Here is a 22,865-nt window from a genome sequence, read left to right as displayed (position 1 = left end):
CCGTTGCGCGATTTTCAGCTTCCGGGTCGATCCACTGTTCATAGCCTCAACGGCATGTGCGCGTCATCACACCCGCAAGCATCTCTGGCTGCCATCGACATCATGAAACGCGGCGGCAACGCGGTGGATGCAGCCATTGCGGCCAGCGCAGTGCTGTGTGTGGTTGAGCCAATGATGACCGGCATCGGTGGCGATTGTTTTGCGCTCTTTGCACCGCGCGGATCCGGTGACGTGGTGGGGATTAACGGCTCTGGTCGGGCGCCTGCCGCAGCAAACCGGGACTATTTTACTCGGCAGGGCATGACCGAGATCGGTGCAACATCTGTTCACTCAATTACGATACCCGGCGCCGTTGATGCCTGGGCGCGGCTTTTGTCTGACCACGGCACGCTGGGCATGGATGAAGTGCTGGCACCAGCCATCGACCTGGCCGAGCAAGGCTTTGCCTTGTCGCCGCGCATTGCCATCGACTGGATGTTTTTGGTGCCGCAGCTCAAAGCTGACCCGGATATCGCAGCGCTCTATCTCAAAGACGGCAGGGCGCCGGCGATTGGCAGCAAATGGACGAGCCCTGCACTTGGACGGACCTTGCGCGCGATTGCTGAAAAGGGACGGGCAGGTTTTTACGAAGGCGAGGTGGCGGAGCGTATGGTGGCCACGTTGCAGGCCAAAGGTGGGCTGCAAACAATGGACGACTTTTCCGCAACTCACGCTGATTATGTGACGCCCATCTTTACACCCTATCGCGGCCACCAGGTGCTTGAGATACCGCCAAACGGGCAAGGCATTACGGCGCTTATCATGCTCAACATTCTGGCGAGGCTGGGCATTGAAAACCTTGACCCCCTCAGTGATGCGCGCGTGCATCTGCAGATCGAAGCTGCCCGCCGTGCCTATGCCGCGCGCGATATGTATGTGGCCGACATGGATCATGCCCATGTGCCGGTGGAGCATTTGTTGTCGGACAGGTTCGCCGACGCGCTGGCAGGCGAAATAGATCCCAACAGCACCGCCGACCTGCCGCCTGCGCAGGACAACCCGCACAAAGACACAACCTACCTCACCGTTGTGGACAAAGATCGCAATGCTGTGTCGTTCATCAATTCACTGTTTCAGGGCTTTGGCTCATGCATCGCGGATGAAGCAACGGGCGTGGTTTTTCAAAACCGTGGGGCGGGCTTCGTGTTGCAGGACGGGCACCCCAACTGCATCGCACCGGGCAAGCGTCCGATGCACACGATCATTCCCGCAATGCTGGTGAAGGACGGACGCGCAGTCATGCCGTTTGGCGTGATGGGCGGGCATTACCAGCCGATGGGTCATGCGCAGGTTGTGATGAACATGCTCGATTTCGGTATGGATATTCAGGAGGCCATCGACTTTCCCCGCTTTTTGACCGAGAACGGCGCGCTGACCCACGAAAAAGGTTTGCCGGACAAGACACTGGAGGGCTTGGCTGCCCGTGGTCATACACTGGTGCAGGCCGTCCCACCTTATGGTGGCGGTCAGGGCATTTGCATCAACTGGGAAGAAGGTACGCTTGCCGGTGGCTCCGACCCACGCAAGGACGGTGCAGCGCTGGGCTATTGAGCTTTCAGGTGCTGCTTAGGCAACTCTATTGGCGATCAGTCCGGAAGCCGATGCAGTGTGCAGGTTTGTTGCGCGGGCGTAGGCGCGCGCACCTGTTTTAAGGGCCGAGTGCGGGTCGCTGGGCAAACTGTGCCAATTTGGGATTTCCCGCCATAGAACACGCGCAGCATCGGAACGTGCCGGCGTATGGCGAGTTGGCGAGTTGGTTTTTCCAGCGTCAAGAACGGTGAGTTGTTGAGGATTTGCATCAGTTTCCGGCGCGCGCGCGACGACAGGCACGCGGTGCGGCAGGTGAACAAATCTGGTGCGGCCAATCTTCATGACCCTTAAAGAGCAAGGTCAGTGCCAGTCGTTTCCTGCATCTGCGGGTGCGTTGGTTAATGCATTTCGTGTGGAAGCCGTGAGGCCAATTGGTCTGCGTTTCGTCTTTTTTAATTGCTCCATGTCAGTTTGCACAAATGTCGCTCGATCTTCCGTCGACCAGAACGGTTCGGTGGTGTGTGCGGGTGAAATTGCAGGGGCGTGAAAAGAAAAATGCGTGATACCGCAGAGCACCAAGCAAGAAATGCTGTGGCCGCTTCAATCAGCGCTGCCGGTGCATCCGGCACTACAGGCGCGGCCGCGAATGCCGAGGCTCAGGCTTTGGGGCTGGCCGGTATTGCCATTTACGAGTGGAACATTGCAACTGACACACTCATGTGGAGCGGCGCGGTGCATCGCGTCTTTGGTGTCGATGCCGTTCAGGTCAACACCGCTTACGATTTCTCTTCAGGGCGCGGCTATGCGCGTCATGTCGATCCCGAAGCAGGGGTATCGCGCTACGATACGGTGATGACCAGCGACAAGACAGATCGCGGTGAGGGCGTCAATTTTAGTTGTGAATATGTGGTTGTCCCACCGGGAAGCGACGAAGCTGTATGGGTCGAAGACACTGGTGCCTGGTTTTTGGGTGACAATGGCCGCCCCGGTCGTGTTGTTGGCACCGTACGCAACATCACGGCGCGCAAACACCGCGAACGCCATCTCACCTATCTGGCATCGTTTGATGAACTGACCGGTAACATCAACCGCACCAAGCTGCGCGAAACTCTCTCTCAAACCATTGCTTATTGTGAGCGTTTTGATCGCGCTTCGGCCTTCATGATGGCGGGCATCGACAATCTGGCGATGATCAATGACGCCTATGGTTTTGACGTGGCGGATCAGGTGATTGTTGCCGTTTCCCGCCGTCTCAAGGAACAATTGCGCCAAAGCGATACGCTGGGCCGCGTTGCCGGCAACAAGTTCGGCGTGGTTCTTGCCAACTGTGGCGAGGACGAAATGGCCTACACTGCTGAGCGCCTGATGCGCGCGGTGCGGGAAACCGTTATTGAAACAGGCTCGGGTCCTGTATCTGCAAGTGTCTCCATCGGGTGTGTGGCGCTGCCGCGCTGCGCCCGCAACGCAACCGAGGCTCTTGCGCGCGCGGAAGAAACGCTGGACGCAGCCAAGTCCACGCGGCGCGGTGCATACACTATCTATCAGTTGTCTGAGCAGCGTGAATCCAGCCGACGTCGTAACATCCAGCTTGCCGACCAAATTGTTGCCGCGTTGAATGAAGACCGAATGAAGCTGGCCTATCAGCCGATTGTCTCTGCCAAAACAGGCCAGGCTGACCTTCACGAGTGCCTTCTGCGGATGGTGAAGCCGGATGGTGAGGTTGTATCTGCGGGGGCATTTATTTCCGTCGCCGAGAAGCTGGGCCTGGTGCGCCTGATCGACCACCGCGTACTTGAGCTTACGGTCAGGACACTGACAGAAAACCCTGATGTGCATCTGGCTATGAATGTCTCAGGCATGACCGCCGTAGATCGATCGTGGCTTGAAAGCATGACCGGCTATGTGCGTGACCATATTGATATTGCACCGCGTTTGATTGTCGAGATCACTGAAACCGTCGCGCTGCATGAGCTTGAAGAATCTGCCCGCTTTGTGCGCGAACTGCGTGATCTTGGGTGCCGTGTGGCAATTGATGACTTTGGTGCGGGTTATACGTCGTTCCGCAACCTGAAGGCACTGGACGTGGACATGGTCAAGATCGACGGGTCGTTCGTGAAGGGGCTTGTGCGCAGTCGCGACGATCAGTTGTTTGTGCAGACGCTTGTCCACCTTGCCAAGAATTTCGGCCTGCCGGTGGTGGCTGAGTGGGTTGGTAACGAAGACGAAGTCACGTTGCTGCGCGCTTATGGCGTGGAGTATCTTCAGGGCTTCTATCTGGGTGAGCCGACGATGGCCCCTGTTTGGGGGAATGCTGCGGCGGCGCGCGAGACAGCATAACGCTGGACCAGGTCGCTGCTACTTCTTCTTTTTACGCGACAAAGCGTCGAGCTGACGCTGCATTTCCTGAACCTGTTTTTGCAGGTCTTCAATTTCCTGCTCCGCCTCATCATCAGCCGACGCCTTCTTGGCTGCCGAGGGCCGGGCGGGCTGGTCTGCCGATGAAAAAGGGTTGATGCTGCGCACAGCGTTTTCAAGCGCTGTGATGTTATCGCGCACCTGTTCTTCGATCGCTGCAATTCGGTCTTCGCCAACAGCACTTGCAATGCGGTTACGCACGCGCTCTTGCTCCTTGGAAAAGTTCTCCAGACTCATCTCAAGAAACCCGGGCACGACGCCCTGCATACTGTCACCGTAATACTTGATGAGTTGTCGCATGAAGCGTATCGGCAGCAGGTTCTGGTCGCCTTTCGCCTCTTCCTCAAAAATGATCTGGGTCAGAACGGAGCGTGTGATGTCGTCGCCGGATTTGGCATCCACCACCACAAAATCCTGATTTTGTTTCACCATCTCAGACAGGTGATCGAGCGTCACATAACTCGATGTCGCCGTGTTGTAGAGACGGCGGTTTGCATATTTCTTGATGGTGATCGGCTCATCGCCGGAGGACCGCTTCTTAGCCACGTTGTCACGCTTCCGTCGGTTTGAGGTGCCCTGCGCGGAACGGCGTTGAGCCGGTTTCCGAGTCATTGCAAAAACTGAGCAGGTATTGTCGCGTAGCCATGCTGCAATGCGCAAGTGCAGTTGCGAGGCGGGCGGCATGATTTTGCTGCAAATGCGAAAGGCGGCGGGTACGTAGCGCCGCAAAACTGCCCGGAAACCTTGAAATTATGCAGCTTAGCTGTCGTTCTGCGTTTCTTTTTCGCCGGCCAGCATTGCCTCATATTCTGCGTCCCGGTCACGGCGGCCGATATCAGGATGGACCCAGCTATCCACCGGGCCGACATCAACATGCACATAGGGCGTGCGGGTGGGGTAGTAGCCTGTCCCACCCCGGTTGAGTTTCTTAGCGGCGCGATAGATTGCGTGGGGGTCGCTGAAATCCTGTGTGATGTCGATGGCCATGCCGCGCATATGGAACGAGCCGGGGTCAACGGATGTGGATTGCGCGGCCAGCCAGGCATTGGTGCGCTCAGACCTGTACGCTGACATTGTATAGATTGGCTTGGAAGATGATGTCAGTTGGTCAATCTCCCACAACAGGTCCATCAGCGCCGGAGACATCTCGGTGGTGGTATTGGTGCGCAGGTCGCGCATGAACCAGGCGATGCGCTGGAAAGCACCTTGCTCGTATTCGCCATCCGCCCAATAGGTGGTGGTGAGCTTTTCGCCTGAATTGAGACTTTGCATCCGCAGGGTGCGCTTGTAAGGCGCGTCAGCCCGCACAATGGCGGGGGCGGCCACAAGGGGTGTTGCAGCGGCACCGGCAGCCAGGGTTTGTTTCAGAAAATGGCGGCGTGTGGTCATTGTTGGATACTCGTGCTCATTGGCCCTCAGGTCAGTTTGGCACTGTAGGGCGCAAAGAGGGTTGCGTTTGTGCGACAGGTGCCGGAGCAATTTCCAGTTCGACGCTGGCGTTCTGAGCGGCAAGATACCTGCCGTCCCCCTTGGGCACCATATGAACGGCTGTATAGCCACGCCGCGCCAACTCATCAAGAATCTGCGGCAACATGTTGGATGTGCGGTGGTGCGTGTCATGGAAAATCACAACGCCGGACCCTTTGGACTCGATCATCCGCAACGCCCGCGTGTAGAGCGTTCGCGGGGAGATGCCGCGCCAGTCATCGGTGCCAATGTCGCAGGAAAACACGCCTATGTTTTTATTGGCCAGATAGCTGCGCAGGCGCTGTGTATGATTGAGGCCGGGGAAGCGGAAGAACGGAGCAACTTCGGCCGGATTGCCGTTTGCGTCGGCCAGGCCATCAAGCGCCGCCTGCGCGGCATCAACCCCGCGATCAATCTGCTGGACTGCTTTGCTGTAGGATGTCTTGGAGAGAATCGGGTGTGACCATGTGTGGGTCGCAATTGTGTGCCCGCGCCGCCATGCGTCACGCACCAGTTCTGGATGCAGCTTTGCATAGCGCCCCACCACAAAGAACGTTGCCTTGATGCAATGTGCGTCCAGCGCGTCCAGTATCTTTGGTGTATGTTCCGGGTTCGGACCGTCGTCAAAGGTGAACGTCAGTTCTTTTGGACCTAATGGAAGTGTATTGCGGTACTGCATGGTGCCGATGTCGAGGCCGCCGGTGGTGTCCACCTCCAGAGTGCGGGCAGTACCCATCGCGTTTGGATTTTGAGCACAGTCGGCAGTGCCTTGCGCGGTTTGTGCCAGCGTTGGTATCGGCACTGAGGCCATCGCCACCGTAATGGCCACGGCTGCCGCCAAAGCAACCGCCCTGGCAGACATCATGCGCAAATTAGCCGTCCGCATGTGAACCGCCCCCGAAATCCCCCAATTCCTTGGCAAAGCTTACAGCAATGGTGCCATGGGTGTGAGTCATGAAATGGACGGCTTGGGAGAGCGGTCTATGCGTGGATCAGCCCTGCGGCGGGCGCGGCTTGGGGAACCAGTCAGCCGGCGCCATTTCAAAAGAGGCAAACTCAAAGCCAGGAGCAACTGTGCAGCCGCACAGGGTCCAGGCGCCAAGGCTTTCCGCAGTTTGCCAGTGGCCTGCAGGCACAATCGCCTGTGGGCGTTGACCCGCCGCCAGTTCAGGGCCCAGACGTAACGCTGTGGCGTCATGACCATCAGGCGAGACAGTCAGGGCCAATGGACCGCCTGCATACCAATGCCAGACTTCGGCAGCATCCAGCACGCGGTGCCAATGGGAAACTTCACCGGCTTCGAGCAAATAGTAGATGGCGGTTGAATGCGCGCGATCACTGCTGTGATCATCGCCCCGATCTCCTCTGGAGGAATCGCGGAATGTCTCAACAAAATGACCACCTTCCGGGTGTGGTTTCAGATTGAGCGCCGCGATGATGCTTTTGGCATCCATCAGAAATTGTCTTTAAGGGCGCGGGTTTTGGCGAACACATCCACAAGGTCTGCACCTTCAAGGCCTATGGTGCGTTGCAGGTCACCACTGGATGGACGCAAGAACGGGTTGGTGGATTTTTCAAGGCCAATGGTTGTCGGCACTGTTGGTTGGCCTTTTCGGCGCTTTTCATCAATCTGGCGGGCGCGCTCATGCAGGGCGTCGTTGTCCGGCTCCACACTCAGGGCGAACCTGGCGTTGGCCTGCGTGTATTCATGGGCACAATAGACAACTGTCTCATCCGGCAGGGCGATGAGCTTTTGCAGGCTGGTCCACATCTGGGCGGGTGTGCCTTCAAACAGGCGACCGCATCCAAGAGCAAACAGCGTGTCGCCTACAAACGCCAGATTTTGGCTACCGAAATGATACGCGATATGGCCTGCGGTGTGGCCAGGCACGCCAATGACACGGGCGCTCTGGCCCCCAAACAGCACCTCGTCGCCATCGCCCACCGCCCGGTCGATGCCGGGTATTTTGTCAGCCTCGTCTTTGGGGCCGATGATCGTGCACCCGGTGCGTGTCTTGAGTTCCTGGTTGCCGCCTGCATGATCGAAGTGGTGATGGGTGTTGAGGATATGCGTCAGTGTCCAGCCTTTGTCTTCCAGTTCGCGCAGAATAGGCGCGACCTCCGGTGTGTCGATCGCGGCGGTTTCGCCGGTCTCAGGGGCGTGCAGCAAAAACCCGTAATTGTCGTTGAGACAGGGAAACTGATGAACAATGAGGTGAGACATGACGCGCTCCGGGGGCTGCAACTGAACTGACGGACTGGGCACAGACTAGGCTGCTGTGAGCCCCGGTTCAATCTGCAGATCGGCAGGGCAAGACCCGTTAAGGGAAGTTTGCTAGCGTCTTGTCCATGCACCTTGATGTCATTGACCTGCGGGATTTTTATGGACGGCCGCTGGGGCGCGTTGCGCGTCGGCTTGTGGGGCGTGCTGTGCGCGCGTGCTGGCCCGATGTCAGCGGCATGACCGTTGCCGGGCTTGGCTATGCCACGCCCTATCTGGGGCAGTTTCGGGATGAAGCCGGCCGGGTGCTTGCGCTCATGCCCGCCCAGCAAGGCGTGGTCCATTGGCCGCGTGACGGCAAATACCTCACCGGGCTGGTGGATGAAGTGTGTTTGCCGTTACCTGATTCATCCGCAGATCGCTTGTTGCTGGTTCATCAACTGGAAGCAGCCGACCAGATGCGCCCGGCGCTGCGGGAGGCCTGGCGGGTGCTGGCACCCGGCGGCCGGATTTTGATAGTGGCACCCAACCGGCGCGGCATGTGGGCGCGGGGCGAGGGCACACCATTTGGTCACGGCACACCGTTTTCACGCGGTCAACTTGTTGCGCTGCTGCGCAGTGCCATGTTCACGCCTGTCGAGTGGTCATCGGCACTGTTCATGCCTCCCATTGGCTGGCGTTTTTTCCTGCGTTCGGCTGTTGCCTGGGAGCGGGTGGGCTCTGCGCTCTGGCCGCGTTTTTCGGGCGTCATTCTGGTGGAGGCCACCAAGCAGATTTATGCGCCTACCGGCCACCGTGAGCGCGCCCGGCGCAGGTTGCCACTTGTAGCGCCTGCGCGCATACCGGCGTCTGCACGCGAAGCAGGTTTTTCAGGGCATGATGTCACTCCCTCTTGCCCGGCTGCTGGCGCACGCATACCGTAGCGCTCACAAACCAAGAAAATCGCTGCTGTTGCAGGTACCCAAAAACAAGGACAGGAAACGTCATGCGTATGGTCACAGCAATCATCAAGCCGTCGCGTATTGATGAAGTATTGAACGCAGTGTCAGCAATCGGCATTCAGGGACTGACCGTCTGCGAAGTGAAGGGCTATGGTCGCCAGAAAGGCCAGACAGAGGTTTATCGCGGCGCAGAATATATCGTTCAGCTTGTGCCCAAGGTGCGGGTGGATGTGGCATGCGACGACGCCATGGCCGACAAGGTTGTTGAAGCCATTGCGGGCGCTGCCAACACCGGGAAAATTGGCGATGGCAAGATCTTTGTTAGCGATCTTTTGTCTGCGCTGCGCATTCGAACAGGCGAATCCGGTTCAGAGGCCATTGCCGGCTAGGTATGCGTCCTCACGGGCATTCCAGCAGAAAAATGGCCTGCTCGGCGGTGAGGTTTGCCCACCAGCCGGGTGGGCCTTTGAATGTGCGCGCGGTGCCGGCAGACCCCAGCACAATGGCGCGCTCCACCTGAGCACCCAACAGATCGCACAGCGCTACAAAGTCCTTGAGCGTACACAGATGAATGTTAGGAGTTTCCCACCACTGGTAGTCCAGTGTTGAGGTGATTGGCATGGTGCCGTTGACGGCAAGATGTGCACGAACTTTCCAGTGACCAAAATTGGGGAACGACACAATAACGCGCGCGCCAATGCGCATCATCTGGCTCATGACTTCGCGCGGATTCTGGGTTGCCTGAATGGTCTGCGACAAGATAACGAAATCAAAGGCGCTTTCCGGGTAGTCAGCAAGATCAGTATCCGCATCGCCCTGAACAACTGAAAGCCCGCGCGCCACGCACGCATTCACGCCGGTTTGCGACAGCTCCACGCCACGCCCGTCCACGCTGCGTTCGTCGCGCAGTATTTCCAGCAGGTGACCATCACCGCAACCAACATCGAGCACGCGGGCGCCGGGGCTCACAAGCTCGGCGATGCGGGCAAGGTCGGCTCGGGTGGCGCGGGGTGGGGCGGGCATGGTGGCTGCCATTCTTGTTCGTTACGCCTCCTGCAATCCGCGCGCGCGGGCAGACGCATCGATGAAGCCCGAGATGGTTGCAAACAACTCGGGTTCATCAAGCAAAAATGCGTCGTGGCCCTTGTCGCTTTCAATTTCGACAAAGCTCACATTGGCCGCCACAGCGTTCAGTGCACGCACAATCTCGCGGCTTTCAGATGTGGGGTACAGCCAGTCGCTGGTGAACGACGCGACGCAAAACCGCGTGTCGGTACCACGGAAGGCGTCGGCCAGTGTACCGGTTGTCCCGGCGGCTTTGGTTCGGCGGGCGTGGTCGGCGGCCAGGTCGAAATAGTCCATGGCGCGGGTGATAAACAGATAAGCGTTGGCATCAAAGCGATCCACAAAGGTAAAGCCTTGATGGCGCAGGTAGCTTTCAATCTGGAAGTCGGCTTCGAACCCGTATGTCACGTTCTCGCGGTCCTGCAGGTTGCGGCCAAACTTGCGGTGCAGTGCTGCTTCCGAAAGATATGTGATGTGCGCCGCCATGCGTGCCACGGCCAGCCCTTTGGTGGGGTGGGCGTCGGCCGTATAGGTGCCGCCGTTCCATACCGGGTCAGCCATAATTGCCTGACGGCCTACTTCATGAAACGCAATGTTCTGGGCTGAGTGGCGTGCGGCTGTGGCAATGGGCATGGCGCTGAACACCCGCTGCGGGTAAGACGCGCACCATTCCAGCACCTGCATACCGCCCATTGAGCCACCGGCGACGCAAAACAACTGGTCAATGCCCAGTGCATCCACCAGCATGGCCTGCGCGCGTACCATATCGCCGATGGTGATGACCGGGAAGTTCAGCCCGTAGGGTTCGCCGGTAGCTGGATTGGTGGCTGTGGGGCCGGTGGTGCCCAGGCAGCCGCCGATCACATTCTGGCAGATGACAAAAAACCGATCTGTATCTATGGGTTTGCCGGGGCCGACCATATGCTGCCACCAGCCCGGCTTTCCGGTGTTTGGGTTCGTGTCCGCTGCATACTGATCGCCGGTGAGCGCGTGGCAGATGAGTACGGCATTTGACTTGTCCGCGTTGAGTGTGCCGTAGGTCTGGTAGGCAATTTCAAACGGGGTGAGGTTGATGCCGCCATCCAGCGCCAGCGGTTGCTCGGCGCCGAACCTGTGCACCAAGCTATGCGCATTCACCGCTGCGCCTGTGGGCGTGCTGCGGCCTGCTGGGGTACTTCCAGAACGGGTAGGTATGTCGGTCATTGCCGCCATCTAATAGCCGGGTGAGCGCAATACATCACCCCAATGAAGCGCAAGTTTATTCGCTGTGCACAAAACGGGAGCGTAGCTAGGGAAGCGACGGCGACCATGTCAATCCCCGGTTCGTGCACGGTCTTTCTGCCGGGTGCGCTGTTTTTTTTGATTTTCCGCCGGGCACCGCCTATTGATACGCGCTTTCCGGCACGGCTCAGGCGATTTTGGCAGTAATGCAGCGTTTGATCTGGTGCATACCCTGAATCGGCTTGTTGATTGATGTCTGCGTCCCCCAAAGCACCCGTGTCCGGCATTTCCGCCGGAAAAACTGCGGCTGACAGCAAGCCGGACCTTGAGGCTGCGCGTGCGCAAATTGACCGGATTGACGATGAAATTCACGATCTGCTGATGGCCCGCGCGCAGGTTGTGGGACAGGTCGCCGCCGCCAAGGGGCCGGCGCTACTGTCGGCAAGCCCGATCCGCATTGAGCGTGAGGCGCAGATGCTTCGGAGACTTGCAGCGCGCCATAAAGGCCCACTGCCGTTCATGTCGGTGGCTGATCTGTGGCATGAGCTGATCGCGGCGATGACTGCCATTCAGGCTCCCTTTGCGGCTGTCATTGCGGGTGGCGAGGGGGCTGTGCAGAGATTTGATCTGGCACGTCAGCAGTTTGGTTCCAGTATTCCGGTTCAGGTTGCCGAGGATGCGCGCAATGCTGTGCGTCAGGTGGCGGATGGAAGTGCCGGGGTTGCTGTCTTGCCGCCTCCGGAGAACGGGCGGCCCGGTGCCAATGTTGCCGACGCGCCATGGTGGACCTTACTTAACGCCGCAGATGATTCACCGCGCATCGTTGCCGCATTGCCATTCGTAGTGGCATCGCGGCCTGACGCGCCGTTGCGGCGGCGCTATCTGGCCGGGGACGGCCCGCGTGCGGTTGCCGTTGCCAAGGCGCCACGCAGCAACTCCGGCGATGATATAAGCGTGATGGTGGCAACATCCGCAGGCTTTGTGAGCCCTGACAATTGTTCAGACGCCTTCGACATGGCCGGCATCTCGGCATGGCGGCTGGCTTTTGCAGACGATCCCCATGCAGGCCCTGAAACGGACCGGGGGGCCGGCGCGCCGCAGCTTCATCTGATTGCCATTGACGGGTATGTGGCGGATGACGATGCGCGCCTTGAGGCGCTGCATAGATCTCACGGTGGCCCGTTCGGTGAAATGTACTCAGTTGGCGGGTATCCGGTGCCAATCGAGGTGTAACCGTGCGGGAAACGCGACTTAATCCGAATACGGAAAACTGATTTTTCGAAGGATAACCCGATGGGTGATCTGACACCACGTGAGGGCATTGAGGACATCATGCCCTACAAGGCTGGCGAAGCAAAAATCGCAGGGCGGGAGACCGCCATCAAACTTTCGGCCAACGAAACGCCGCTGGGACCAAGCCCGCGCGCGCGCCAGGCATTTCTGGATGCCGCAAAGTCGCTGGAAATCTATCCCGACGGAGGGTATGGCGCGCTGCGCACCGCGATTGCCAGGCGCTACGGACTTGATGCAGATCGGCTCGTCTGCGGCAACGGCTCCGACGAACTGTTTCACCTGCTGGCTCAAGCGTTTTTAGGTAAAGGCGACGAAGCCATTCACACCGAGCACGGATTTGCAGTCTATGCCATTGCCACACGTGCTGCGGGAGGCACGCCGGTTGAGGTGCCTGAGCAAAATCTCACGACAGATGTGGACGCCATTCTTGCCGCTGTAACTGACCGCACTCGAATTGTTTTCATCGCCAACCCCAACAACCCAACGGGGACGTATGTTCCGATCGATGAAGTCAAGCGCCTGCAGGCCGGGCTGCCCGCTGACGTATTGCTGGTGCTGGATGCTGCCTATGCGGAATATGTGCAGCGCAATGACTATGAAGCCGGGCTCGAGGTCGTTGCCACATCGCAGAATGTGGCGATGACGCGGACATTTTCCAAAGTTCACGGCCTTGCGGCATTGCGTATTGGCTGGGCATACGGGCCTCAAACAGTCGTCGATGCACTCAACCGTGTGCGTGGGCCGTTTAATGTCAGCGGCCCGGCGCAGGCGGCAGCGATTGCGGCCATCGAAGACACGGGCCATGTTGCAAGGGCGGTAGAGCACAACGAAAAAGCGCTTGTGGCAATGACCCGGCAAATTGAAGCACTCGGCATCGAAGTCGTTCCGGCAGTCGCCAATTTTCTGCTGCTGCGGTTTTCGGGAGATAAAGGTCGCACGGCTCAGGCAGCGGACGCTTATCTGCGTAGTCAGGGGCTAATCCTGCGCTCAACGGCCTCCTACAAGTTGCCTGACTGTTTGCGGCTGACCATTGGGCTGGATGAACACAATGCGCTGGCTGTGTCAGCCCTTCGCCGATTTATGGCCGGGGAGACAGCGTGATGAGCGAACCGCTGTTTGGCCGTGTTGCCATTCTGGGGCTTGGGCTTCTGGGTGCATCACTGGCACGCGCCACCCGGCGCGGCGGGCTGGCAAGGCAGATAGCGGGCTATGCCCGGTCGTCTGAAACCCGTGCGCGGGCCGCAGAACTTGGGCTTTGCGATGTGGTTTGCGATACCGCCAAGGACGCTGCCAGGAATGCTGACCTGATCGTGCTGTGTGCGCCGGTTGGCGCGTTTGGTGCGCTCGCAGAAACCATCGCGCCGGTGCTCAAACCCGGAGCAATTGTCACGGATGTGGGTTCTGTTAAATCGGCTGTGGTGCGTGACGTAGGTCCGTTTATTCCAGACGGCGTGCATTTTGTGCCCGGTCACCCTATTGCAGGCACGGAACAGTCAGGGCCGGATGCGGGCTTTGCGGAACTGTTTGACGGACGCTGGTGCATTCTCACCCCTTTAGGTGGTGGTCAGGGTGATGCATCGCACATCGCAGATCGTGCGGAGGTGGCAACGCTGGCCCAGTTCTGGCGCGGCTGCGGGAGTGACGTTGAGTTCATGGACCCGCATCATCATGATCTGGTGCTCGCCATTACCAGTCATCTGCCGCATCTCATCGCCTACAACATTGTGGGAACGGCCTCTGACCTTGAAGACGTTACGCAGTCTGATGTCATCAAATATTCTGCCGGTGGCTTTCGTGATTTCACGCGCATTGCAGCTTCAGACCCCACCATGTGGCGGGATGTGTTTTTGAACAACCGCGAGGCGGTGCTGGAAATGCTTGGGCGGTTTACCGAAGACTTGTCGGCCCTGCAACGCGCTATCCGCTGGGGCGACGGCGACGCACTGTTCACGCTGTTTTCGCGCACCCGCGACATCCGCCGGAGCATCATTGATGCCGGGCAGGATTCAGCGGTGCCGGATTTTGGCCGCCATGCCAAACCGGATGCCGCCGGCAAAACGAACACGGACGATTAGGAATCACTAAGGCGTCCGGGTTGCGCCGCTCACACGGACCGGCCCCAGATACACATCACCCGCGCGCACAATGACCGGAACGCGGACACTGCCCGCCTGCGCCCCTGATGTAAGTGACAGGAGTGACATGGCAGCTTTAAGTGTGCCTTCCAGGCGCGCTTCAACAAGGCCCTGCCTTACCAACCCTTCGATGATCGTGTCGTAGCCACTCAACGTCGTGTCAAAGCGGCCGTCTGGTGTGCCGTCCGGGGCAATGTCGAGCTTGCCGGTGCCCGTTGCATTGCTCGTGCCCCATGTCACCGTGCCCTGTGAAACCTGTATCTCGCTACCCCGCAACCGGAGCAAGGCAAGGTCGCGGAATACAGCGTCGCCCGCATTGGCGGTAACCCGCGACTGGATACCTACATGAGCGATGGTTGGTCCCAAAATATCCACCAGACCGGGGGCTAGGTCCTTGTCCAATGATATGCCGCTCGCGCGGACTGCAATGTTGGCCGCTCCCGCTACATCTTCCGCACGGCGCGCATGGACCTGAAAGCGGTTGGCACCGACAAGCGTCGAGGCATCAGGCCGGTCGAGGCGGGTGGCTTTTGCCATTTGTATATCAATGGCAAGGCGGGCAGCCGTTCCTTCTTCAAAAACGTAGCTTGCTTCCGTGCTGCCTGCGACAATTTCCCATTGTTGTTTGTCAGGACCAGTCAATGTTTCAAAGCGCATCGGGCTTTGGGCGCTGGCAATGATGTGGGTCAGGCGGTAGGGCAGGGCATGGGCATGAAACTCAGGAGTGGACCATGCCCAGGGTGTTTGTGCCTGCGATGCTTCGTAGCGCAGATCATCGAGCTCCAGGCGCAGGCGTAGCGGCCAGCCACGTGCGCGCATATCGCTCCAGGTAATGGTCACGCCATTTGCGGCCTGTGCCTGTGCCCATGCTGCAACATCAGTCTTCAGACGGTCAGCCAGGGTGCTCCAATACAGCCAGTAGAGGCCGGTCAGTACCAGCAGTGCCAAAAGCGGCAGAGCGGTTTTGGGAAGTCGGTTGAGCATGGGATGATGCCTAAGATTGAAGCGGAAGCGGCGCGCGCCCATAGGTTTGCGCAAGGATAGAACATTTGTCGGCACAAAGCGTATCTGACATGAGCAAAGATGAAGATCTGTGGGTTTTTGGCTACGGCTCGCTTATGTGGCGGCCAGGCTTTGACTACGTATCGCGCCATCAGGCGCGTATCGCGGGCTACCACCGCGCATTTTGTGTCTATAGCCATCACCATCGCGGCACACCTGAAAAGCCGGGCCTGGTGCTGGGCCTTACGCGCGGTGGCTCGTGTCGGGGCGTGTTGTATCAGGTGGCCCGGCAGAATGCTGATGAGACGATTGCTTACCTGCGCGAGCGCGAACAGGTCACACTGGTTTATCGTGAAGTGCAGGTGCCTGCGGTGCGGCTCACAGACAATACACGGATACACCGTGTGCTGACATATGTCGCAGAGCCCAGCCATGTGCAATATGCCGGGCGGCTGGATGCCGAAATGCAGGCAACCCTCATTGCGAACGGTCAGGGCAAGTCAGGCAGAAATCCCGAATATCTTGAAAGCATGGTGGTGCATCTGCGCGACATGGGTATTCGCGATGCCGGACTTGAAGCATTGTTGATCGCTGTGCAGGCAAAGCTGGCCGGTTAGCTTGCCAGCTTAGGTAGATTTCTTTGCCAGCGCTTCGGCTTCCAGCCGGGCGGTTGCAGGCTCTATTACCGCTTCCAGTTGTGCCATGAACTCACGCCGTTTCAGGCCCGGAGGAATCGGCGGAAGGATGTCAACAATGATCGTGCCGGGTTCGCGCTTGAGAGCGCGCCGGGCCCAGAACATGCCGGAGTTGAGCGCCACGGGAATGCACGGCACATTGAGCTGGGTATAAAGCGCTGCGGCCCCCGGTTTGTAGTCGGCAGATGCGCCCGGTGCCATGCGTGTACCTTCGGGGAAAATCATGATTGGCCGCCCCTGTGCCAGCGCCGCTCGCCCCTGACGGACCAGTTTGCGAATGGCGCTTGGGCCTGAGCCGCGATCAATCGAGATCATGCCCGCCTTGAGCGCGTACCAGCCATAAAGCGGCACATAGGTGAGTTCCTTCTTGAGCACGATGGCGGGGTCTTTGGTGGCCACGGCCCAAAAAATGGTGTCCCACATGCTCTGGTGCTTGGAGGCTATAAGACACGGGCCTTCGGGAAGGTTCTCCTGCCCGCGTATTTCGTAGGTCACGCCGGTAATGTTGGCGGCACCCCAAAGCTGCAGGCGTGACCACAGACCGATCGCACTTGCTGTAAACCGGCGGGGCATTACGAGCAGCGGCAAGGCACCAAGCGTCATGATTGCGCTCACGGTGTAGAGATAAATCTGGTAGGCGAGGGATCTAAGGGCGGTCACAGGGCTTACTTTGTTAAGGCGTGTTGGCCGGGATCTGCGACTCACGCAGCGCTTTGACGCCAGTCTAGCCCAGACGGGTGCGCAGCAGAGTCACAACGTATTTTGCGTATTCTGACACCAGCAGACGCGCAATGGTAAAGCTTCCCAGAGCCCTGCTTGCACTGGGTCCGTCAGATGCCACCGCATGGGGAATAAGCACAACGCCCGGCATTTCATGGCCCAGCACTGCCAGGCTGCGGGGCATGTGATAGTCACTGGTAACGACAATGAGGCTCTTGTAGCCGTTCTTGCGCACCCAACTGGCTGTCTCATTTGCGTTGCCGTCGGTTGTGCGGGCTTCAAAGCCCAGGTCCACGCAGCAATCAAACTTTGTATCTGGGCCGCCGATGGTGCTCTCAAGGTCTGCGCGGGACACATCCCGATTGACCCCGGAGATCAGCAGTCGGTCACCTTTGCCTTGCTCCAGCAAAGCCATTGCCTTGGAAATGCGGTCTCGTGCGCCCGTCAAAACCACAATCGCGTCCGCAGGCGTTGCGGTTTGAATTGCGTGTGTTGATTGAGAAACAGCTGACACAAATTGCAGGAACCCTCCCGCAAGCAGCAAAAACGCTGTTGCCAGGATCACCATGAGACACCGCAGAAGGCGGAAGCGCCTGCGGTCCGGTGCTGAGCTGTGTTCAAAAATGGGAATCGGGTCGTTCACGCAATGGTCCGGTACTTATGAAAACTGCAGAAAATCCGTTGAATTTGCCCCGTCACTCACTCATTCCGGGGTGTTGCCGTAGCAATCGGTTTATCAGGTAACAGCCAGTATCATGCCACCTCGGCGTTACTTTTGCCGCGTTGTTCGTGAACGGCACCAGAAACCCGGATTGAGCAGAAGTTAAGCGTGTGATTGTGGCTAGAGAGTGAGCGCGAGTGTGCGCATCACTGTCATCCGCGCAGCGATGGCGGTGAGGGCGGTCGCTGCCGCTGGTACCAAAAGCAATACAACATAGTGATCCCACGGCATCCGGAGCTGTGGCAGCAAAGAAACCATACCAACGCCGTCACTGGCGGACAGGCCAAATATGGCAAATGTCAGGGTTGCCGCCACCCAGCCGGCGCACCCGGCTTTGAGCCCGGTCATCAAGAAACGTTTTTGAACTTCACCGGCAATAAACGCATCACGTGCACCTATAAGGTGCAGCACCTCAACCGTATCGCGGTTGGCAGCAAGCGCTGACCGGGTGGCGAAAACGACAATTGCCGCTGTGGTAATGGCGACAAGTGCCAGAATGCCCATGCCGACAAGTTCGACAACGTTGGCGGCACCAGCCAGTTCGTCACGCCAGCGGGCATGGGTGTCGAGGGTGGCATTCGGAGCTGCCGCCATGAGGCGGGCCCGCAGAACCTCGAGGTCGAGATTTGCACCTTCTGCCATCTGCGCATTGATGAGGCTGGGAATGGGGAGGCCTGCCAGGGCATCGGCGCTGCCAAGCCACGGCTCAATAAGGGCGGCAGATGCTTCAGCGGGCAGAGCCCGGGCACTTGCAATCAAAGGTTCTTGTTCAAGCAGTGACAGCACCGCCTGTATCTCCGCGTCCACATCCACACCGGCACGCGGCACAATCTGGATGGTGAGGGCGCGGTCAAGGTCGCTTGTCCAGGCGCGGCTGGCGTCCGATGTCATCAACGCGCCGCCAAGCGCCAAGCAGGCAAGGTAACACATGCCCGCCACAACCACTCCCAGTGCTGCGCTGCCGTGTCCGCGCGGCATCAGGTCGCTGAGTGGCTCAATCGTTTCATTCATGCGAGGGCTGTCAGGGCCAGTCATGCCAAAGCGCTGCTTGATACTGTAGGCGACACCACTTTTGGTCAGTGTACGTATCATTGTATGATTTCGCCTTTCGCCAGATGCAGAACTGGTGCACCGGAACGCTCAACGAGGCTGTGATCGTGGGTCGCAATGAGCACGGTTGTACCAAAGCGGTTTAGCTCTTCAAACAGGCGCAGCAACCGAAACCCCATTTCGGGGTCCACGTTGCCGGTTGGTTCGTCGGCCAGCAGCACATCCGGGCTGGCCACCACGGCGCGCGCGATGGCGGCACGTTGTTTTTCACCGCCTGACAGTGTTGCAGGCGTGGCGTGCATCCGTTCGCCCAGCCCTACCCATTGCAGCAGTTCAATGACGTCGTCACGGTAGTCTGCAATATCCTGCCCGGCGATACGCAGGGGTAGCGCCACATTGTCGAAGGTTGTGAGGTGGTCTAGCAGCCGGAACTCCTGAAACACCACGCCGATGCGGCGGCGCAAGGCGGGCAGCTCCTGGCGGCGTGTAGTGGCCAGATCGTTGCCGAACATGGTGATGAGGCCCCGCGAGGGGCGCAGGGCCAGAAACATTAGTTTCAAGAGCGAGCTTTTGCCTGCCCCCGACGGACCGGTGAGAAAGTGAAAGCCGCCCGGCTCCAGGTGAAAACTGATGTCGCGGAGCACTTCCGGGCCCAGTCCGTAGCGCAGCCCCACATTTTCAAAACGGATCACTCGTTTGGCCTTTGGTGCAAAGGGACGGTTGAGATACACGGCAATTCAGCGCAACACGCTTGAATTGGGTCGAATCGCGGCATGGTTAGCCAAGTTTTAACTGACTTTCGCCCATTGATAGGGTCAGGGCCATAGGCTGTGGGGTGCGGGTGGTGCTTGCTCTTGTAATATCGGCCATGTCAAACACCTGTGGACGCTGCCGACTGTTATTTTGACGGCTTTGGTTTTTTCTGACGAGATACTGCATATCCCATGATTATCACCTGCCCGGAATGTGATACCCGCTACACCGTAAAGGCTGCAGCCTTTACGGCTCCGGGCCGCAAGGTGCGCTGTAAAAATTGCGGTAATGCGTGGTTTCAGGCACCGCCTGACGATGCGCCCAAGTCGGTTGAACCGGCTCCTGAGCCTGACCCACCCGTTACGGCACCCGATGTCAAACCGTCTGCGCAGCCCGACCCGCCCGAAGCTCAATCAGAGGAAGAACCCGAAGCGCCCGCTCCGGTCATTACCCGCCCGCGGCCGGTGGATGAAGCACCGGCGATTGACCCTGCCGAGTTTACGCGGCCACCTGCGGCCACGGCTTTCGATCCGACGCCAAAGAAATCACGCGGTGCGCTGCTTGGCTGGGGGGCACTGGTTGCCTTTGTGCTTGTTTTCGCAGGGGCTCTTGCTGCTTTCAGGGGAGATGTCGTGCGGTTGTGGCCTGCGACGGCATCGGTGTATCAGGCTGTGGGACTGCCGGTGATTATCCAGGGCATGGAGTTCCGGCAGGTTATGTATGAGCAGGCCAACGAGAACGGTCTGACGGTACTTTCGATCCGCGGTGAAATTGTGAACGTCGCCGATGAGAGAGGCCCTGTGCCGCGCGTGCGTGTGGCACTGCGCGATCAGGACGGACAGGAGCTCTATCACTACTTTTTTGCGATACCCGAGGCCGAGCTTGATGCAGGGGCAACGGCAGAGTTCGTGACACGGCTTTCAAGCCCGCCGGAAGCGGCCCGCGACCTGGTGCTGCGGTTTGTCGAGCCTGGTGAGTTTGTGTCTCCTGAACAGCCTCCGCAGGACGGCTAGAAACAGTTCTCCCTAGAATCGCTCCAGCAGCCTGTTGAGATAATCAAGTTCAATGGGCGGCCGGTTGCGATCGCCCGCACGGCGCTGCAATTCTTCAAGAATACGCCGGGCACGCTGGATGTCGCTTTTATCGGGTACGTCCACACCGTCGCCGGTCTGCGGGCCTGTGGTTCGTTGCGGGCGACCCAGCGGATCACGGCCTTCAGCGCCCGCACCACGATCCTGCCCCTGATTTTCACCGGACATGGCCAGATCCTCAAGAAGTGTCTCCGCCAACGCCTGTGCCCCGTCACGCAGGTTCTCAATGGCTTCGCCCTGCTTGCGGGCAGCGCGCTCAAGGTCACCGCTTTCAAGGGCGTCTTCAGCCTCGCGCATGGCCCTGTCGGCGCGACCAAGGGCAGAAGGGTTTTCAACGCCCGCACCCTCTAGGCCATCACGCAACTGGCTCAAATCGCCGCGCAGGCCCTCCTGACGCTGCTCCAGCGCACCACTTCCGCTTTCTCGGCCACCACCTTGCTGACCATTGGAGTTTCCCTGTTCACCAGGCATGCCATTTCCCTGCTGCACGGTTTCGTCCTGCAGGGCGCGTTGCTGGTCGATGATTTCACCCATTTGGCCAATGGCATCGTTCATGGCTGATTGCGGCGGGGTCATCTGCATCTGGCCCGGTGTGCCGTTGGCGAGGTTTTCCATCATCTGCCGCAGCTCAGACAGGAGCTGCCGGGCGGCATCGCGTGAGCCGGACTGGGCAAGGTCCTGCAGGGCGTCCAGAAGGCTCTCCAGGTCGCTGCGCTGCAGCTCCTGCATGTTGGGGTCCATGGGCGCCATTTCGCCGTTCTGGCCCGCCTGCATCTGCTGCTGCGCCAGTGCCTGCAAAAACTCATCCATGGCCTGACGCAGATCGTTCATCAGGCGCTCAATTTCAGCGTCTGAGGCTCCGTTGGCCAGGGCATCCATAAGCGCATCCTGGGCATCGCGGAGGGCCGTTTCAGCAAGAGACAAGTCACCATCCTCAAAGTGCAGGGCAATGTCCCACAGGAGGTCGTAAATGCCGTCCAGATTGCCAGGATGGCTGGCAGCGCGCAGACGCCAATAGGCTGAGCGCAGCGGCAGGTAGTCGTTGGCGTGGTCGTAATAGCGGTCCGCATGAAGGGTCAGCGCGTTCAGCGCTGTGGCCACCTGCGGGGCCATATCCGGAGTGCGGGCGAGGCGCTGGCGTTGTTCAATGACGGCGCGGGCAACGGGGTCTGTGAAGCGGCGCTGGGGCAGGCGCATGATACGGGTCTGGCTGACGCCTTCCTGACCGGCCTCGTCGAAGGCTGCGAGGGTGATGGCCACCTGCAGGCCCGCCCATGGGTGGCCTGTCAGATCCTTGTAGGCAAACTCACCTTCCACATCGGTAACGCGGGCGCCGGGCAGCGGCAGGTTGAGCACGGGCGGCTCGATTGCGGCGAGTGCACCAAGGTCGGTTGTTGGTTCGGTGGACGCATTTTCAGAAGTGCTGACGGTCACGTCAGACGGTGGTGGCAAGGCAACACGCATCTCAGCGCTTACCACGCCATAGTCGTCCAGCACGTCATAGCCAACTGCGAGGGATAACTGCGGGGTGACGGACAGGGCATCGCCATCGGTAAAAAGGATTTGCGGTCGCAGGTCCGGAGTAAGCGAGAGCTCGAATGTATCCAGCGCGTGGCTATTGGCGCGGATGCGGAGCGTACCTTCGCTCGTCAGCGGCAGGGCAATTTCGTGGGCACCGGATACGTCAGGCTCAAAGCGATGAGCTTCATTTGCAAGCTGTATATCAGCAGACGAGGCACCATAGACACGCGCGGTCAGCACGCTACCGGTTGGTACGGTGATGGCAGGTGCGTCTGCGTTGGGTGTTTCAGGAATCGTATTGAGGAACAGGGGCGGTACGTCGGTGTAGGCCGGGGGCGTAATCCATGCGTCAAATGCAATGTTGGCACTTGAGCCAAATACAGCACCCGGTATGAGGTTCTGGGCAAGACGCGCGGGCGCATCCCGGCCTGCGTAAACCAGTGATGCCGCAAGCACGAGAAACACAAGCGCCCGCAGCGCGAAAACATCAAGTTTCGGGGCTGCGGATGTGGGTGGCGCCGCATGGGCCATGGCAGCCTCTGCCTCAAGATGCGCAATGTGGTGCTGCCACAAGACTCTGCCTTCCGGGCCATTGCCCGCAAAGTCCGCCCGTGCATCCGCGAGCGCTGAAAGAGGTCTGTGGGAGAGACCGGATGTGGTTTCCAGCCTGCGCAGGGTGTCAGCCTGGGTGGGCCACGCAAAAGCCCGTGCGCCGCGCGTCACACACCATGAGATACCCGCGATGCTTGCCAGAGCTGCTGACCAGTGGGCGATGCCGGGCACGGCGTCCCAGACATTGAGCAGCGCAAGCGAGGCGTAAAGGCCGACAATGCAAGCCGATGCAAGCAGCGGTGGCCATATGCGCTCCCACACCAGCCCCGCGCGGGTGAGTGCGAGTTTGCGCCGCAGCGGTCCGGCAAAGCGCTGACCCGTGATGGGGCCTTTGGCCTGTGGTGAGTGTATGTCGCCTGTTTCAGGCACGCGG

At 59.3% G+C, this 22,865-nt stretch carries 22 protein-coding genes; 9 read left to right on the top strand and 13 right to left on the bottom strand.

All coding sequences use genetic code 11. The annotated features are described in order from the left end of the window. Nucleotides 1–3 precede the first annotated feature (3 nt). Together ggt and RIB87_RS04470 are read left to right on the top strand one after the other, a co-directional pair. On the top strand, nt 4–1,590 hold the full coding sequence (ggt, locus tag RIB87_RS04475; protein WP_350143935.1) for a gamma-glutamyltransferase: 1,587 nt from the start codon (nt 4–6) through the stop codon (nt 1,588–1,590). Between the two features lie 534 nt (nt 1,591–2,124). Beyond that, nucleotides 2,125–3,906 carry a sensor domain-containing protein gene (locus RIB87_RS04470; RefSeq protein ID WP_350143932.1) on the top strand — a complete coding sequence of 594 codons (1,782 nt, stop codon included), beginning with the start codon at nt 2,125–2,127 and terminating at the stop codon, nt 3,904–3,906. A gap of 18 nt (nt 3,907–3,924) precedes the next feature. Here RIB87_RS04470 and phaR read toward each other — a convergent pair whose 3' ends face one another. From phaR to gloB, 5 genes are all read right to left on the bottom strand, one after another. Then, entirely contained in the window at nt 3,925–4,530 is a 606-nt protein-coding gene (gene phaR, locus RIB87_RS04465) for a polyhydroxyalkanoate synthesis repressor PhaR (protein WP_350143930.1), read from the bottom strand. 213 nt (nt 4,531–4,743) lie between these two features. Continuing rightward, a complete protein-coding gene (locus tag RIB87_RS04460) occupies nt 4,744–5,373 on the bottom strand; it encodes a peptidoglycan L,D-endopeptidase MepK (protein WP_350143928.1) in 630 nt (209 codons plus the stop codon). Between the two features lie 31 nt (nt 5,374–5,404). Beyond that, nucleotides 5,405–6,337 carry a polysaccharide deacetylase family protein gene (locus RIB87_RS04455; RefSeq protein WP_350143926.1) on the bottom strand — a complete coding sequence of 311 codons (933 nt, stop codon included), beginning with the start codon at nt 6,335–6,337 and terminating at the stop codon, nt 5,405–5,407. 106 nt (nt 6,338–6,443) lie between these two features. Beyond that, nucleotides 6,444–6,905 carry a cupin domain-containing protein gene (locus RIB87_RS04450; protein WP_350143924.1) on the bottom strand — a complete coding sequence of 154 codons (462 nt, stop codon included), beginning with the start codon at nt 6,903–6,905 and terminating at the stop codon, nt 6,444–6,446. Then, complete coding sequence (gene gloB / locus RIB87_RS04445) at nt 6,905–7,675, bottom strand: hydroxyacylglutathione hydrolase (RefSeq protein WP_350143922.1); 771 nt, start codon at nt 7,673–7,675, stop codon at nt 6,905–6,907. Before gloB ends, RIB87_RS04450 begins: the two co-directional genes overlap by 1 nt. A gap of 125 nt (nt 7,676–7,800) precedes the next feature. Here gloB and RIB87_RS04440 point away from each other — a divergent pair, with 125 nt between their 5' ends. Next, complete coding sequence (locus RIB87_RS04440) at nt 7,801–8,595, top strand: methyltransferase domain-containing protein (protein ID WP_350145563.1); 795 nt, start codon at nt 7,801–7,803, stop codon at nt 8,593–8,595. A gap of 62 nt (nt 8,596–8,657) precedes the next feature. Continuing rightward, the gene (locus tag RIB87_RS04435; protein ID WP_350143920.1) at nt 8,658–9,002 is read left to right on the top strand and encodes a P-II family nitrogen regulator; all 345 of its coding nucleotides are present in this window, start codon (nt 8,658–8,660) and stop codon (nt 9,000–9,002) included. A 10-nt stretch (nt 9,003–9,012) separates the two neighbouring features. Here the strand turns inward: RIB87_RS04435 and metW are convergent, their stop codons facing one another. Both metW and metX read right to left on the bottom strand, forming a co-directional pair. Further along, nucleotides 9,013–9,636, bottom strand: coding sequence for a methionine biosynthesis protein MetW (metW, locus tag RIB87_RS04430; protein ID WP_350143918.1), 624 nt, complete (start codon nt 9,634–9,636; stop codon nt 9,013–9,015). A 21-nt stretch (nt 9,637–9,657) separates the two neighbouring features. Beyond that, the gene (gene metX / locus RIB87_RS04425) at nt 9,658–10,881 is read right to left on the bottom strand and encodes a homoserine O-acetyltransferase MetX (protein ID WP_502943205.1); all 1,224 of its coding nucleotides are present in this window, start codon (nt 10,879–10,881) and stop codon (nt 9,658–9,660) included. Between the two features lie 270 nt (nt 10,882–11,151). Between metX and RIB87_RS04420 the strand changes: the two genes are divergently transcribed. Genes RIB87_RS04420 through RIB87_RS04410 form a run of 3 tightly spaced genes read left to right on the top strand, consistent with a single transcriptional unit; the run spans nt 11,152 to nt 14,267 of the window. Further along, nucleotides 11,152–12,132 (top strand): chorismate mutase, encoded by a 981-nt coding sequence (locus RIB87_RS04420; RefSeq protein ID WP_350143913.1) that lies wholly within the window; start codon nt 11,152–11,154, stop codon nt 12,130–12,132. Between the two features lie 60 nt (nt 12,133–12,192). Further along, nucleotides 12,193–13,293, top strand: coding sequence for a histidinol-phosphate transaminase (gene hisC, locus RIB87_RS04415; protein ID WP_350143911.1), 1,101 nt, complete (start codon nt 12,193–12,195; stop codon nt 13,291–13,293). Next, complete coding sequence (locus RIB87_RS04410; RefSeq protein WP_350143909.1) at nt 13,293–14,267, top strand: prephenate/arogenate dehydrogenase family protein; 975 nt, start codon at nt 13,293–13,295, stop codon at nt 14,265–14,267. Before hisC ends, RIB87_RS04410 begins: the two co-directional genes overlap by 1 nt. A 6-nt stretch (nt 14,268–14,273) precedes the next feature. On the opposite strand, the gene RIB87_RS04405 is transcribed toward RIB87_RS04410, so the two are convergent. Beyond that, nucleotides 14,274–15,311 (bottom strand): DUF2125 domain-containing protein, encoded by a 1,038-nt coding sequence (locus RIB87_RS04405; protein WP_350143907.1) that lies wholly within the window; start codon nt 15,309–15,311, stop codon nt 14,274–14,276. Between the two features lie 89 nt (nt 15,312–15,400). Between RIB87_RS04405 and RIB87_RS04400 the strand changes: the two genes are divergently transcribed. After that, nucleotides 15,401–15,946: a gamma-glutamylcyclotransferase gene (locus RIB87_RS04400; RefSeq protein ID WP_350143904.1), complete on the top strand. Its 546-nt coding sequence runs from the start codon at nt 15,401–15,403 to the stop codon at nt 15,944–15,946. A gap of 9 nt (nt 15,947–15,955) precedes the next feature. Here RIB87_RS04400 and RIB87_RS04395 read toward each other — a convergent pair whose 3' ends face one another. The 4 genes from RIB87_RS04395 to ftsE form a co-directional block, all read right to left on the bottom strand. Further along, nucleotides 15,956–16,684 carry a lysophospholipid acyltransferase family protein gene (locus RIB87_RS04395; RefSeq protein WP_350143902.1) on the bottom strand — a complete coding sequence of 243 codons (729 nt, stop codon included), beginning with the start codon at nt 16,682–16,684 and terminating at the stop codon, nt 15,956–15,958. 64 nt (nt 16,685–16,748) lie between these two features. After that, entirely contained in the window at nt 16,749–17,387 is a 639-nt protein-coding gene (locus RIB87_RS04390; protein ID WP_350143900.1) for a YdcF family protein, read from the bottom strand. A gap of 198 nt (nt 17,388–17,585) precedes the next feature. Further along, a complete protein-coding gene (locus RIB87_RS04385; protein ID WP_350143898.1) occupies nt 17,586–18,557 on the bottom strand; it encodes a cell division protein FtsX in 972 nt (323 codons plus the stop codon). Further along, a complete protein-coding gene (gene ftsE, locus RIB87_RS04380) occupies nt 18,554–19,207 on the bottom strand; it encodes a cell division ATP-binding protein FtsE (protein WP_350143895.1) in 654 nt (217 codons plus the stop codon). The genes RIB87_RS04385 and ftsE overlap by 4 nt, the downstream gene beginning before the upstream one ends. Before the next feature lie 252 nt (nt 19,208–19,459). Here ftsE and RIB87_RS04375 point away from each other — a divergent pair, with 252 nt between their 5' ends. Beyond that, complete coding sequence (locus RIB87_RS04375) at nt 19,460–20,281, top strand: zinc-ribbon domain-containing protein (protein WP_350143893.1); 822 nt, start codon at nt 19,460–19,462, stop codon at nt 20,279–20,281. Nucleotides 20,282–20,293: 12 nt separating this feature from the next. Here RIB87_RS04375 and RIB87_RS04370 read toward each other — a convergent pair whose 3' ends face one another. Continuing rightward, entirely contained in the window at nt 20,294–22,861 is a 2,568-nt protein-coding gene (locus RIB87_RS04370; protein WP_350143891.1) for a TIGR02302 family protein, read from the bottom strand. Between the last annotated feature and the right edge of the window lie 4 nt (nt 22,862–22,865).

This window comes from Pyruvatibacter sp. (genome assembly GCF_040219635.1).
GTDB lineage: Bacteria > Pseudomonadota > Alphaproteobacteria > CGMCC-115125 > CGMCC-115125 > Pyruvatibacter.
Note: the sequence above shows the minus strand (reverse complement) of the source record. Positions and strands in the feature narration are given on the sequence as shown.